The organism is Paraburkholderia edwinii (genome assembly GCF_019428685.1).
In the GTDB taxonomy this organism is placed as follows: domain Bacteria; phylum Pseudomonadota; class Gammaproteobacteria; order Burkholderiales; family Burkholderiaceae; genus Paraburkholderia; species Paraburkholderia edwinii.
This window is the reverse complement of the sequence record NZ_CP080095.1, coordinates 4,674,504-4,688,754: the sequence shown is the minus strand read 5'-3', so window position 1 is coordinate 4,688,754 and position 14,251 is coordinate 4,674,504. Positions and strand designations below refer to the sequence as shown.

The 14,251-nt window shown below is 63.8% G+C and carries 11 protein-coding genes; all 11 read left to right on the top strand.

All coding sequences use genetic code 11. The features are described from left to right. The first annotated feature begins 93 nt into the window (after positions 1 to 93). A complete protein-coding gene (locus KZJ38_RS20810; protein ID WP_219798027.1) occupies positions 94 to 738 on the top strand; it encodes a ubiquinone biosynthesis accessory factor UbiJ in 645 nt (214 codons plus the stop codon). A gap of 15 nt (positions 739 to 753) precedes the next feature. Continuing rightward, positions 754 to 2,334, top strand: a complete 1,581-nt coding sequence (ubiB, locus tag KZJ38_RS20805; protein ID WP_219798026.1) for a ubiquinone biosynthesis regulatory protein kinase UbiB — start codon at positions 754 to 756, stop codon at positions 2,332 to 2,334. 288 nt (positions 2,335 to 2,622) lie between these two features. Then, the gene (locus tag KZJ38_RS20800; RefSeq protein WP_219798025.1) at positions 2,623 to 3,072 is read left to right on the top strand and encodes an FmdB family zinc ribbon protein; all 450 of its coding nucleotides are present in this window, start codon (positions 2,623 to 2,625) and stop codon (positions 3,070 to 3,072) included. Between the two features lie 84 nt (positions 3,073 to 3,156). After that, positions 3,157 to 3,816: a DUF502 domain-containing protein gene (locus KZJ38_RS20795; RefSeq protein ID WP_219798024.1), complete on the top strand. Its 660-nt coding sequence runs from the start codon at positions 3,157 to 3,159 to the stop codon at positions 3,814 to 3,816. Between the two features lie 64 nt (positions 3,817 to 3,880). After that, positions 3,881 to 5,683, top strand: coding sequence for an aspartate--tRNA ligase (gene aspS / locus KZJ38_RS20790; RefSeq protein ID WP_219798023.1), 1,803 nt, complete (start codon positions 3,881 to 3,883; stop codon positions 5,681 to 5,683). Between the two features lie 161 nt (positions 5,684 to 5,844). Further along, complete coding sequence (nudB, locus tag KZJ38_RS20785; RefSeq protein WP_219798022.1) at positions 5,845 to 6,333, top strand: dihydroneopterin triphosphate diphosphatase; 489 nt, start codon at positions 5,845 to 5,847, stop codon at positions 6,331 to 6,333. After that, a complete protein-coding gene (gene clsB / locus KZJ38_RS20780) occupies positions 6,330 to 7,589 on the top strand; it encodes a cardiolipin synthase ClsB (protein ID WP_219798021.1) in 1,260 nt (419 codons plus the stop codon). Before nudB ends, clsB begins: the two co-directional genes overlap by 4 nt. A 213-nt stretch (positions 7,590 to 7,802) precedes the next feature. Further along, positions 7,803 to 8,408: a TetR/AcrR family transcriptional regulator gene (locus KZJ38_RS20775; protein ID WP_219798020.1), complete on the top strand. Its 606-nt coding sequence runs from the start codon at positions 7,803 to 7,805 to the stop codon at positions 8,406 to 8,408. A gap of 63 nt (positions 8,409 to 8,471) precedes the next feature. Then, positions 8,472 to 10,259, top strand: coding sequence for an acyl-CoA dehydrogenase C-terminal domain-containing protein (locus KZJ38_RS20770; RefSeq protein ID WP_219798019.1), 1,788 nt, complete (start codon positions 8,472 to 8,474; stop codon positions 10,257 to 10,259). A 132-nt stretch (positions 10,260 to 10,391) separates the two neighbouring features. Continuing rightward, a complete protein-coding gene (locus tag KZJ38_RS20765; protein ID WP_219798018.1) occupies positions 10,392 to 12,830 on the top strand; it encodes a 3-hydroxyacyl-CoA dehydrogenase/enoyl-CoA hydratase family protein in 2,439 nt (812 codons plus the stop codon). Between the two features lie 22 nt (positions 12,831 to 12,852). Continuing rightward, positions 12,853 to 14,061, top strand: coding sequence for an acetyl-CoA C-acyltransferase (locus tag KZJ38_RS20760; RefSeq protein ID WP_219798017.1), 1,209 nt, complete (start codon positions 12,853 to 12,855; stop codon positions 14,059 to 14,061). The last annotated feature ends 190 nt before the right edge of the window (positions 14,062 to 14,251 follow it).

The window sequence follows — 14,251 nt, the reverse complement described above, 5'->3', positions numbered from 1 at the left end:
GCCGTTCGGCTGAATCGGCTGGAAAGGGAACGGACGTTACAATAGGAACCCGCGCAGGCAAGCCGCCTGCGCGGGTTTTTTCATTCCAACACGATGACCCTAGCCGCCAAGCCCTTCGCTGCTGCCGTCAACCATCTGCTCGCCCGCGAATCGTGGGCTCGCGAGCGTCTCGCTCCCTATGCCGGGAAGATTGCCCGGCTATCCTGTGCCCCCGTGGACATGATCCTGCTCGTGCAGCCCGACGGCTATGTGGCCGCCGTGGACGAGACCGCGGCGCAACAGGTCGATGTCACGGTATCGGTGCCGGCCGATGCGCTGCCCGTGTTCCTGCAAGGCGGGCAGGCCGCGGTCATGAAGCACGTGAAGATCGAAGGCGATGCCGAATTCGCCACGTTGATCGCGAAGCTCGCCGAGCATCTGCGCTGGGAGCCCGAGGAAGATCTCGCGCGCCTGATCGGCGATGGGCCCGCGTGGCGCATCGCGTCGCTCGCGCGCTCGGCCGGCGAACAGGCGCTTCGCACCGGGCGCAATCTGGTCGACTCGGTCGCGGAATACCTGCTTGATGAAGACCCGCAGCTCGTGCGGCGCAGCGCGCTCGACGGCTTTAACACCGAACTCGCGCGCGCTCGCGATACGCTTGCGCGTGTCGAAAAGCGCATCGAACGTCTAGAACAGAAGGTCGAAGCCCGCGGCAATGCCGCACCGGGTGCCGCCGCCAATACGCGCGGCACGCGCTAGTCACCGGGCTCAACCATGCGTTTTCTGCGCTTTCTCAAGATCTTCTTTACCGTCATCCGCTTCGGTCTCGACGAGATGATGCTTAGCCGCATCAACGATCGTCGCGTGCGACTGTTGCTGCGTATTACGACCATCGGCCGTAAGTTCAACGATCCGCCCGGGCTGCGGCTGCGCCTTGCGCTCGAAAGCCTCGGACCGATTTTCGTGAAGTTCGGCCAGGTCCTGTCGACGCGCCGCGATCTGCTGCGCCCCGACATCGCCAACGAACTCGCGAAGTTGCAGGACCAGGTGCCGCCGTTCGACTCCGATGTCGCGATCTCGATCATCGAGCGCTCGCTCGGTGCGCCGGTCAACGTACTGTTCGACGACTTCGAGCGCGTGCCGGTCGCGAGCGCGTCGATCGCGCAAGTGCACTTCGCCACCGTGAAGGCCGGCCAGCACGCGGGCAAGTCGGTGGCGATCAAGGTGCTGCGGCCGAACATGCTGCCCGTGATCGATTCGGACCTGGCGCTGTTGCGCGACATCGCCGTGTGGGCCGAGCGGCTGTGGGCTGATGGCAAGCGCCTGAAGCCGCGCGAGGTGGTGGCCGAATTCGACAAATATCTGCACGACGAGCTCGACCTGATGCGCGAGGCCGCGAACGGCAGCCAGCTGCGGCGCAATTTTGCAGGCCTCGATCTGCTGCTCGTGCCCGAGATGTATTGGGAGTTCTCCACGTCCAACGTGCTCGTGATGGAGCGCATGGTCGGCGTGCCGATCAGCCAGGTCGAGACCTTGCGCGCGGCGGGCGTCGATATTCCGAAGCTCGCGCGCGAAGGTGTCGAGATCTTTTTCACGCAGGTGTTTCGCGATGGCTTCTTCCACGCGGACATGCACCCTGGCAACATCCAGGTAAGCCTCGACCCCGCGCATTTCGGGCGCTACATCGCGCTCGACTTCGGCATCGTCGGCGCGCTGTCGGACTTCGACAAGAACTACCTCGCGCAGAACTTTCTCGCGTTCTTCAAGCGCGACTATCACCGCGTCGCGACGCTGCACCTCGAGTCGGGCTGGGTGCCGCCGAACACGCGCGTCGAGGAACTCGAAAGCGCGATACGCGCGGTCTGCGAGCCGTACTTCGACCGCGCGCTGAAAGACATCTCGCTGGGCCAGGTGCTGATGCGGCTGTTCTCGACGTCGCGCCGCTTTAACGTGGAGATCCAGCCGCAGCTCGTGCTGCTGCAGAAGACGATGCTCAACGTCGAAGGCCTTGGCCGTTCGCTCGACCCCGAGCTCGATCTCTGGAAGACCGCGAAGCCGTATCTCGAACGCTGGATGAACGAGCAGATCGGTTTGCGCGGCTGGTACGAGCGGCTCAAGATCGAGGCGCCGCAGTGGAGCAAGACGCTGCCGCAATTGCCGCGGCTCGTGCATCAGGCACTCGCGCATCGGCACGATCCGCAGCAGCGCGGCATCAACGACGAAACGATTCGGCAGATTCTGCTCGAACAGAAACGCACGAACCGGCTGCTGCAGGGGCTTCTGATGTTCGGCGTCGCGGTCGGCGTTGGCGCGGTGCTCGCGCGTGCGTGGATTGCGTTCGCGTATGGCGGATGAGTGCGGGGTTGAGCGCGCGGTTGAGTCGGCAGTGCGCGGCAAGCGCACTTGATTCCGGCGCCCGCCGCCCTCATTTAAGACAACGGGTATGCGGGCACGGTCACGCGGTATTGCACGCTGTGACTCCTCGCTGCGCGCCGGAGCGATGCTCCTGAAGCTCGCTTCGGCGCGGTCCTTCAACGGCGTCATCGCGCCGGCCGACACCCGATTTCGGGGGAGTCGACACCGTTTGCGGCTATAATTCAAGGCTTTGCAAGCGCTTCCAAGATTTCTGTAGGGACAAAGGTCATGCCGATCTACGCTTATCGCTGCGAGTCGTGCGGCTTCGGGAAAGACGTGCTTCAGAAGCTGAGCGACGCCCCGTTGACACAATGCCCGCAATGCGGGTCCGATACATTCCGCAAGCAGGTCACTGCCGCTGGTTTTCAGCTGAAAGGCTCGGGCTGGTATGTGACGGATTTCCGTGGCGGTAACGGGTCTAAAGGATCCAATAACGGAGCCGACAGCGGGGCCAACAGCGGTTCGAATGCATCCGGCAAGGACGGCGAAGGCAGTAGCGCAGGCGCGTCGTCCGAAGGCGGCAAATCCGGTTCGTCGGACGGCGCCGCGGCTGCGTCGTCGAAGCCGGCCGGCGGATCGAACAGCGCATCGGCTTCTGGGTCCTCCACCGGGTCTAACGCCGGGTCCACCGCGGGTTCCACCGCGGGTCCCACATCAGGCAGCGCAAGCAGCACGTAAGCGGTACACAAGCGGTCTTGCTGCCCGAACGGGTGGCGGCCACGCCGCGCGAGGCAACGTCCGCGCGGATTTCTGGCGAAGCCAATGACGACGAAAAAGACGACGCTCAAATCGGTATTCCTGACCGGCCTGCTGGTGCTGGTGCCTCTTGCCATCACACTGTGGGTGCTCGGTCTCATCATCGGGACGATGGATCAGACGCTGCTGCTGTTGCCGCAGGCCTGGCGTCCCGAAAATCTGTTCGGTTTCCGCCTGCCAGGCCTCGGCGCCGTGCTGACGCTAGCTTTCATCTTCGTCGTCGGGTTGTTGACGCAGAACTTCATTGGGCAGAAGCTCGTCAGCTGGTGGGAACTGATCGTCGCGCGTATTCCGGTCGTCGGTCCGCTTTACACGAGCGTGAAACAGGTGTCGGACACGCTGCTGTCGTCGAGCGGCAACGCGTTCCGCAAGGCGCTCCTGATCGAATACCCGCGCCGCGGTTCGTACACGATCGCGTTCCTGACCGGCATTCCGGGGGGCGACGTGGTCAATCACCTGAAGGAAGACTTCGTGAGCGTCTATGTGCCGACCACGCCGAACCCCACTTCGGGTTTCTTCCTGATGGTGCCGAAGAGCGAAGTGATCGAGCTCGACATGACGGTCGACGCGGCGCTCAAGTACATCGTTTCGATGGGCGTCGTCGCGCCGGCCGCGCCGCAGCCGGTCACACCGGCGCGCCGCACGCCCGTCGAGCCACCCATGTAATGCCGGTGCGCGGCGCTACGGGCGGCGCGCTCCGTTCACTCACGCAAAACGAAAGACAAACATCATGTCGATGAGATCTGAATACTGCGGTCTGGTGACCGAACACCTGCTCGGCCAAAGCGTGTCGCTGTGCGGCTGGGTACAACGGCGCCGCGACCATGGCGGCGTTATCTTCATCGACCTGCGCGACCGCGAAGGCCTCGTTCAGGTCGTTTGCGACCCGGATCGCGCCGAGATGTTCAAGACCGCCGAAGGCGTGCGCAACGAGTTTTGCGTGCAGATCAAGGGCCTCGTGCGCAACCGTCCGGAAGGCACGACCAACGCGGGCCTCGCGAGCGGCAAGATCGAAGTGCTGTGCCATGAGCTGATCGTGCTCAACGCGTCGGTCACGCCGCCGTTCCAGCTCGACGACGACAACCTCTCCGAAACCACGCGCCTCACGCACCGCGTGCTCGACCTGCGCCGTCCGCAGATGCAGCACAACCTGCGCCTGCGCTATCGCGTCGCGATGGAAGTGCGCAAGTATCTCGACGCGGAAGGCTTTATCGACATCGAAACGCCGATGCTGACGAAGAGCACGCCCGAAGGCGCGCGCGACTACCTCGTGCCGTCGCGCACGAACGCGGGCCAGTTCTTCGCGTTGCCGCAATCGCCGCAGCTCTTCAAGCAGTTGCTAATGGTCGCGAACTTCGACCGCTACTACCAGATCACGAAGTGCTTCCGCGACGAAGACCTGCGCGCGGATCGTCAGCCGGAATTCACGCAGATCGACTGCGAAACGTCGTTCCTGCGCGAGCAGGAAATTCGCGATCTGTTCGAAGCGATGATCCGCCACGTGTTCAAGGAAACGATCGATGTCACGCTGCCCGATGCGTTCCCGGTCATGCAGTACTCGGAAGCGATGCGCCGCTTCGGCTCGGACAAGCCGGACCTGCGCGTGAAGCTCGAATTCACCGACCTGACCGATGCCGTGAAGGACGTCGAATTCAAGGTGTTCAGCGCACCGGCCAATACGAAGGACGGCCGCGTCGCGGCGCTGCGCGTGCCGAAGGGCGGCGAACTGTCGCGTGGCGATATCGATAGCTACACCGAGTTCGTGCGCATTTACGGCGCGAAGGGCCTCGCGTGGATCAAGGTCAACGAAGTCGCGAAGGGCCGAGACGGTCTGCAAAGCCCGATCGTCAAGAACCTGCACGACGCGGCGGTGGCGGCGATCATCGAGCGCACCGGCGCGCAGGATGGCGACATCATCTTCTTCGCGGCTGATCGTGCGAAGGTCGTCAACGACAGCCTCGGCGCGCTGCGCCTGAAAATCGGCCACTCGGAATTCGGCAAGGCGAACGGCCTCGTCGAGTCGGGCTGGAAGCCGCTGTGGGTGATCGACTTCCCGATGTTCGAGTACGACGAGGAAGAGAACCGCTACGTCGCCGCGCACCATCCGTTCACGAGCCCGAAGGACGAGCACCTCGAGTTCCTCGAGACGGACCCGGGCCGTTGCCTCGCGAAGGCCTACGACATGGTGCTGAACGGCTGGGAAATCGGCGGCGGTTCGGTGCGTATCTATCAGGAAGACGTGCAGAGCAAGGTGTTCCGCGCGCTGAAGATCAACGCGGAAGAAGCGCGCCTGAAGTTCGGCTTCCTGCTCGACGCGCTGCAGTACGGCGCGCCGCCGCACGGTGGCATCGCGTTCGGCCTCGACCGTATCGTCACGATGATGGCCGGCGCCGATTCGATTCGCGATGTGATCGCGTTCCCGAAGACGCAACGCGCGCAGGATCTGCTGACGCAGGCGCCGAGCGAAGTCGACGAACGGCAGCTGCGCGAGCTGCATATCCGTCTGCGTCAGGCAGAGCAGAAGGCGCAATAAGCGCGCAGTACCGGCCGCACCGTGGCGCAGGCCACGCACGAAAAAGGCGCTCGATAGCGCCTTTTTCGCTTTTTGCGTTACATTCGCGGGGAAGCCTGCTTGCAATTGCAGAATTGCATATCGATCGACCTGCGTCGCCGACGCGTTCCGACTGACGACCCATGCCGAAACCGCCGAAGATCCCCGAATCCGTGCTTGTCGTGATCCATACGCCCGAGCTCGACGTGCTGCTGATCGAGCGGGCCGATCGTCCCGCACTGTGGCAGTCGGTGACCGGTGCGCGCAACTATGTCGACGAGCCGTTTGCGGAAACGGCCGCGCGCGAAGTGGGCGAGGAGACCGGCATCGTCGTCGGCTCGCGCGACGTACCGCGCGAGGCGCTGATCGACTGGCATCACCATATCCAGTTCGAGATCTTCGCCGAATGGCGGCATCGTTATGCCGAAGGCGTGACCGTCAACACAGAACACTGGTTCAGTCTGCAAGTGCCGCGCCGCCTCGAAGTGACGCTCGCGCCGCGCGAGCACACCGCGCATATCTGGTTGCCGTATCAGGACGCGGCACAGCAATGCTTCTCGTGGTCGAACCGCGACGCGATCCTGCAACTGCCCGAGCGCGTACGCGCGCTGAATACGGGGCGCGGCGCATGAGCGGCGGTCAGCGCCGTCTCGCCCACTTCGGACAGACGCTGCTCGGCCGGCGCTATCTGTCACGCTACCGCTTCACGACCGGCAACGACGTGCGGCTCTTCACGTCCGGCGACCAGTATTTCGCCGCGCTAATCGAACGCATCGACGCGGCGAAACATGTCGTCACGCTCGAAACCTACATCTTCGCCGACGACGACGCCGGCCACGACGTCTCCGCCGCACTGCTGCGCGCGACGCAACGCGGCGTCCGCGTGCGGGTGATCACGGATGGCATCGGCACCACGCGCCTGCAGATCTTCAGCGAGTGGGTCGCGGCCGGCATCGAGCATCGCATCTACAACCCGCATCTGTTCGGCCGCTTCGGCTTCTCGCGCACGCACCGCAAGCTTGCTGTGATCGACGACACCTACGCGTACTGCGGCGGCATCAATATCGTCGACGACTACGACCAGAACGGCACGCGTCTGCCGTTTCCGCGCTGGGATTTCGCGGTCGAACTGAGCGGCCCGGTGGTTGCCGACGTGCGTGTCGCGTTCGATCTGCAATGGCGGCGCATCCGCATCGGCCACCGCCCGAAGCCGACGCCCGACACCGACGGCGCGACCAATGCGCAGGCGGTTACCGACCAGTTCGTGCGCGCGCGCCGCCGCATCCGCACGGGCGACGTCCGCGCGGCGGCCGAGCCGTCGGTCGCCTTCGTCGCGCGTGACAACATCGTGAACCGCCGTGCGATCGAGAAGGCGTATCTGACCGCGATCGGGCAGGCGCGCGACGAAGTGCTGCTTGCGAATCCGTATTTCATGCCGGGCCGGAAGCTGCGGCGCGCGCTAATCTACGCGGCCGAGCGAGGGGTCGACGTGCGGCTCGTGGTCGGCAGAAAGGAGTTCGCCATACTCGACTATGCCGTGCCGTTCCTCTACCGCTCGCTGCTGCGCGCGGGCGTGAAGATCGCCGAGTACGAGAAGACGATGCTGCACGGCAAAGTCGCCGTGGTCGATTCCAACTGGGGCACCGTCGGTTCGTCGAATCTCGATGCGCTGAGTCTCGTGCTCAACAACGAGGCCAACGTGGTGCTCGTACTGCATCAGCAGCTGGACCAGTTGCGCGGCGCGATCCTCGCCGCGTTTGCGGAATCGCGCGGCATCGACGTCGCGCACTACGAGGCGCGGCCCTTGTCCGAACAATTCGTCAACTGGTTCGCCTATCAGGGCTACCGGGCGCTGATGAAGCTGCTGACCGTCGGCGGATACGACTAGCCGCCGGACCTCACCCGCAAGCGATGCCGAAAAACAACCAAAAACGCAGACAAATAACTCTAAAAATTTGGCATCGCGCTCTAAACGGATGACGCAAAATTGAAAACCTGGTTAGAAACCCGTTTCTAATAAATTCCTTGTTTCGCGGGCGGCTGCAAACAATAATAGTACGTCCGTTCGATTTCTGTTTCATCTCATCAGACGGTAATTGCTATGCGAAAAGGCGAACAGACGCGAGCCGCCATTCTCGATGCGGCGCTGGATCTCGCGAGCCGTGACGGACTCGAAGGCCTGACGATCGGCTTGCTGGCCGAGCGCATGCAGATGAGCAAAAGTGGCGTGTTCGCGCATTTCGGGTCCCGCGAAGATTTGCAGGTCGAAGTGGTGCGCGAGTACCACCGCCGCTTCGAGGACGAGGTGTTCTTTCCGAGCCTGCGCGAACCGCGCGGTCTGCCGCGTTTGCGCTCGATGCTCTCGCGCTGGATCGAGAAGCGCATCCAGGAAGTCACGACCGGCTGCATCTACATCAGCGGCGCGGTCGAGTACGACGACCGGCCCGACAACCCGGTGCGCGAGCAGCTCGTATCGAGCGTGACGATGTGGCGCGCGGCGCTCACGCGCGCGATTTCACAGGCAATCGACGAAGGGCATCTGCGCCGCGATACCGATCCGCAGCTGATGTTGTTCGAACTGTATAGCTTCACCTTGGGTCTGCATCATGACGCGCGCTTTCTGCATCTGCCCGATGCCGTGCGTCTGACGTGGGCCGCGCTGGAAAAACTGATCGTTTCGTACCAAAGCGAGGGCGCTAGCCGCTAGCTGCCTGCAAGCTAGCAACGTTGGCGGCGCCCTCGGGCCAATAACCTGCATCGGAGACACCACATGGGACAGTACGCCGCGCCGTTGCGCGACATGCAATTCGTGCTGCACGAGCTGCTGAACGTCGAAGACGAAGTCAGGCAGATGCCGAAGCATGCGGACCTCGACGCCGACACGATCAACCAGGTGCTCGAAGAAGCCGGCAAGTTTTGCGCCGAAGTACTGTTCCCGCTGAACCAGAGCGGCGACAAGGAAGGCTGCACCTACGCAGGCGACGGCGTCGTCACCACGCCGGCGGGGTTCAGGCAGGCCTATCAGCAATTCATCGAAGCCGGCTGGCCCGCGCTTGCATGCGACCCGAACTACGGCGGCCAGGGGCTGCCCGCATTCGTCAATAACGCGCTCCATGAAATGCTGAACTCGGCGAACCAGGCATGGACCATGTATCCGGGCCTGTCGCACGGCGCGTACGAATGCCTGCATGCGCACGGCACGCCGGAGCTGCAGCAAACCTATCTGCCCAAGCTCGTGTCGGGCGTATGGACCGGCACGATGTGTCTGACCGAGGCGCATTGCGGTACCGACCTTGGCATGTTGCGTACAAAGGCCGAGCTGAACGGCGACGGGTCATACGCCATCACCGGCACGAAGATCTTTATCTCGAGCGGTGAGCACGACATGGCCGAAAACATCGTCCATCTCGTGCTCGCGCGTCTGCCCGATGCGCCGATGGGTACGAAAGGCATTTCGCTCTTTGTCGTGCCGAAGTTCCTGCCGAACGACGCGGGCGAGCCCGGCTCGCGCAACGCGGTGAAATGCGACTCGATCGAGCACAAGATGGGCATTCACGCCAACGCGACCTGCGTGATCAATTTCGACAACGCGAAGGGCTGGCTCGTCGGCGAGCCGAACAAAGGCCTCAACGCGATGTTCGTGATGATGAACGCGGCGCGCCTTGGCGTCGGCATGCAAAGCCTCGGGCTGACTGAGGTCGCTTATCAGAACGCGCGCGCCTATGCGAAAGACCGTTTGCAGATGCGCGCGCTGAGCGGCCCGAAGGCGCCGGAGAAAGCGGCCGATCCGATCATCGTGCATCCGGATGTGCGCCGCATGCTGCTGACGCAAAAGGCCTACGCGGAAGGCGCGCGCGCGTTCTCGTACTGGGCCGCGTTGCAGATCGACAAGGAACTGTCGCATGGCGATGCCACAGTACGGGCTGAGGCGGGGGATCTGGTCGCGCTGCTCACGCCGATCCTGAAGGCGTTCCTGTCCGACAACGCGTTCGAGGGCACCAATCTTGCGCTGCAGGTGTACGGCGGACATGGTTTCATTGCCGAGTGGGGCATGGAGCAGTACGTGCGCGACGCACGCATCAACATGATTTACGAAGGCACGAACGCGATCCAGTCGCTCGATCTGCTCGGTCGCAAAGTGCTCGGCGACATGGGAGCGAAGCTGAAGAAGTTCGGCAAGCTCGTCACCGACTTTATCGACGAAGAAGGCGTGAAACCCGAGATGCAGGAGTTCGTCAATCCGCTCGCCGATATCGCGGACAAGGTGCAGAAGCTGACGATGGAAATCGGCATGAAGGCGATGCAGAACCCCGACGAGGTCGGCGCGGCGGCGGTGCCGTATCTGCGCACGGTCGGGCATCTGGTGTTCGCGTATTTCTGGGCGCGGATGGCACGCATTGCATTGGATAAGGAAGCGTCGGGCGATCCGTTCTACAAGGCGAAGCTCGCCACCGCGCGCTTCTACTTCGCGAAGCTGCTGCCCGAAACCGCGTCGACGATCCGCGCCGCGCGCGCGGGCGCGAAGACGCTGATGGAAATCGACGAAGCGCTGTTCTGACCGCTTTTCTAACCGCATTCTTGAAGATTCGCGCGCGAGCCGCCTCGCGCGCAACCGAATCGCACGACAGCCGTGTCGAACATCGAACGCGGCTTGTCCACGCAACATTGCATGACTCTCCGGAGAAACGACGTGAGCAATCTGATCATTCGCAAGGTGGCCGTGCTCGGCGCCGGCGTGATGGGCGCGCAGATCGCCGCGCACCTCGTGAACGCGAAGGTGCCGGTGCTGCTATTCGATCTGCCGGCGCGCGAAGGCCAGAAGAACGGCATCGTGCTGAAGGCAATCGAGAATCTGAAGAAGCTGTCGCCGGCGCCGTTCGGCGTGAAAGACGACGCGCAATTCATCCAGCCCGCGAACTACGACGACGACATCGACAAGCTCGCCGAATGTGACGTGGTGATCGAAGCGATCGCCGAGCGCATGGACTGGAAGCACGACCTCTACAAGAAGGTGTCGCCGCATATCGCGCCGCATGCGATCTTCGCGTCGAACACGTCGGGGCTGTCGATCACCGAACTGTCGCAGGGCTTTTCCGACGAACTGAAAGCGCGTTTCTGCGGCGTGCACTTCTTCAATCCGCCGCGCTATATGCATCTGGTCGAGCTGATTCCGACCGCGCACACGCGGCCCGACATTCTCGATCAACTCGAAACGCTGCTGACGAGCGTGGTCGGCAAAGGCGTCGTGCGCGCGAAAGACACGCCGAACTTTATCGCGAACCGCGTCGGTATCTTCTCGATTCTCGCGACGATCGCCGAAGCCGCGAAGTTCGGCCTGCGCTACGACGAAGTCGACGACCTGACCGGCAGCCGCCTCGGCCGCGCGAAGTCGGCGACGTTCCGCACGGCGGATGTGGTCGGGCTCGACACGATGGCGCACGTCATCAAGACGATGCAGGACAATCTCGCCGACGATCCGTTCTTTCCGGTCTACGAAACGCCCGCGGTGCTCGCCGGGCTCGTGAAGAACGGCGCGCTCGGTCAGAAAAGCGGCGCGGGCTTTTATCGCAAGGACGGCAAGGCGATCAAGGTGCTCGACCCGCAAGCGGGCGACTACGTCGAAAGCGGCGCGAAGGCCGACGAACTGATCGGACGCATCCTCAAGCGGCCGCCCGCCGAGCGCCTGAAGCTGTTGCGCGAATCCGACCACAAGCAGGCGCAGTTTCTGTGGGCGATCTTCCGCGACGTGTTCCACTACATCGCGGTGCATCTCGAATCCATTGCCGACAACGCGCGCGACCTCGACTTCGCGGTGCGCTGGGGCTTCGGCTGGAACGAAGGCCCGTTCGAGAGCTGGCAGACGGCCGGCTGGAAGCAGGTCGCCGAATGGGTGCGCGACGATATCGCGGCCGGCAAGGCCTTGTCGAATGCGCCGCTGCCCGCGTGGGTGTTCGACGGCGCGGTTGCCGAAAAGGGCGGCGTGCATACGGCCGACGGTTCATGGTCGCCGGCGGCGAAACGGTTCGTGCCGCGCTCATCGCTGCCCGTGTACGACAAGCAGGTGTTCCGCGCGCCGCTCGCCGGTGAAGCGGGCCGCGACCCGGCCACCTACGGCAAGACGCTGTTCGAAAACGACGGCCTGCGCGCGTGGGTCGACGATCGTCCAGGCGAAGACGACATCGTCATCGTCTCGTACCGGAGCAAGATGAACACGATGGGCCCGGCCGTGCTCGACAGCATCGTGCAGGCCATCGAGCTCGCCGAGAAGGACTACAAGGGCGTCGTGATCTGGCAACCGACGTCGCTGAAGCTCGGCACGCCGGGCGGCCCGTTTTCCGCCGGCGCGAATCTCGAAGAGGCGTTGCCCGCGTTTATGAAGGGCGGCGCAAAGGGCATCGAGCCGTTCGTAAAGAAATTCCAGCAGACGATGCTGCGCATCAAATACGCGAACGTGCCGGTGATTCCCGCCGTGTCGGGCATCGCGCTCGGTGGCGGCTGCGAGCTGATGCTGCAAAGCGCGAAGCGCGTGGCGCACGTCGAAAGCTATATCGGCCTCGTTGAAGTCGGCGTCGGTTTGCTGCCGGCGGGCGGCGGGCTGAAAGAAGCCGCCTTGCGTGCGGCCGAAGCCGCAAGCCTGATCGGCGCGAGCGGCGGCGATCTGCTGAAGTTCCTGCAAAAGCCGTACGAATATGCGGCGACCGCGAAGGTCTCCGGCTCCGCGCTCGAAGCGCGCGCGATGGGCTATCTGAAGCCGACCGACACGATTGTCTTCAATGTGTTCGAACTGCTCGACGTCGCGAAGAAAGAAGCGCGTGCCTTGTCCGCAGCCGGTTATCGGCCGCCGCTGCGCGTGACGCAAGTGCCGGTCGCGGGCCGCTCGGCAATCTCGACGATCAAGGCGCAGCTCGTTAATCTGCGCGACGGCCGCTTTATCAGCGAGCACGACTATCTGATCGCGAGCCGCATCGCCGAAACAATCTGCGGCGGCGACGTCGAAGCGGGCAGTCTCGTCGACGAGGAATGGCTGCTGACGCTCGAGCGCCGCGCGTTTATCGAACTGCTCGGCACGCAGAAGACGCAGGAACGGATCATGGGCATGCTGCAAACCGGCAAGCCGGTGCGCAACTAGGCGGCGGACCAAGGAGCGAAAAATGAGCACGAGCAACAGGCAATTGCAGGACGCATATATCGTCGCCGCGGCCCGCACGCCGATCGGCAAGGCGCCGCGCGGCATTTTCAAAAACACGCGTCCCGACGAGTTGATGGTGCATGCGATCCGCTCGGCGGTCGCGCAGGTGCCGGGGCTCGACACGAGCGTGATCGAAGACGCGATCGTCGGCTGCGCGATTCCCGAGGCGGAGCAGGGCCTCAACGTCGCGCGCATGTCGGCGCTGCTGTCGGGCTTGCCGAATACGGTCGGCGGCGTGACGGTCAACCGCTTCTGCGCGTCGGGTCTGACCGCGCTCGCGATGGCCGCGGACCGCATTCGCGTCGGCGAATCGGAGGCGATGATCGCAGGCGGCTGCGAATCGATGACGATGGTGCCGATGATGGGCAACAAGCCGTCGCTGTCGCCGCATATCTTCGATCGCGGCGAGGACGTTGGCATCGCGTACGGCATGGGCCTGACGGCCGAGCGTGTCGCCGAACGCTGGAAAGTGAGCCGCGAGGCGCAGGACCAGTTCGCGCTGCAGTCGCATCAGCGCGCGCTCGCGGGCCAGCAGGCCGGCGAATTCAAGGACGAGATCGCGCCGTACACGATCGTCGAGCGCTTCCCCGATCTCGCGAGCGGCGAGGTGCGCGTGAAGACGCGCGAAGTCGCGCTCGACGAAGGGCCACGCCCCGATACGTCGCTCGAAGGACTGGCGAAGCTGCGCCCGGTGTTTGCGAACAAAGGCTGCGTGACGGCCGGCAACAGCTCGCAGACGTCCGATGGCGCGGGCGCGCTGATTGTCGTATCCGAGAAGATGTTGAAGCAATTCAATCTGACGCCGCTCGCGCGCTTCGTTAGCTTCGCGGTGCGCGGCGTGCCGCCGGAGATCATGGGCATCGGGCCGAAGGAAGCGATTCCGGCCGCGCTGAAGGCCGCGGGGCTCAAGCTGGACGATATGGACTGGATCGAGCTCAACGAAGCGTTCGCCGCGCAGGCGCTGGCGGTGATTCAGGATCTCGGGCTCGATCCGGCGAAGGTCAATCCGATCGGCGGCGCGATTGCGCTCGGGCATCCGCTGGGCGCGACCGGCGCGATTCGTGCGTCGACGGTCGTGCATGCGCTGCATCGTCGCAAGCTCAGGTACGGGATGGTGACGATGTGCGTCGGTACAGGGATGGGCGCGGCGGGGATTCTTGAGCGGGTTTGATTGGGCCGCGACGGCGCGTGACGGCCGCCGGCGTTTTCACCGCAACGTAGCGCGCCGCACAACTCCACCTGGGCGCTGAAGCGCCAGGCTGGGGTAACGCGGCATCGGATCAGAGCAGGCGCTAAAACGCCAACTCTGATCGACTCGCTGTCGGTTCCGGGTAAGCGCTAAAGCACTAACCCGGACCAAC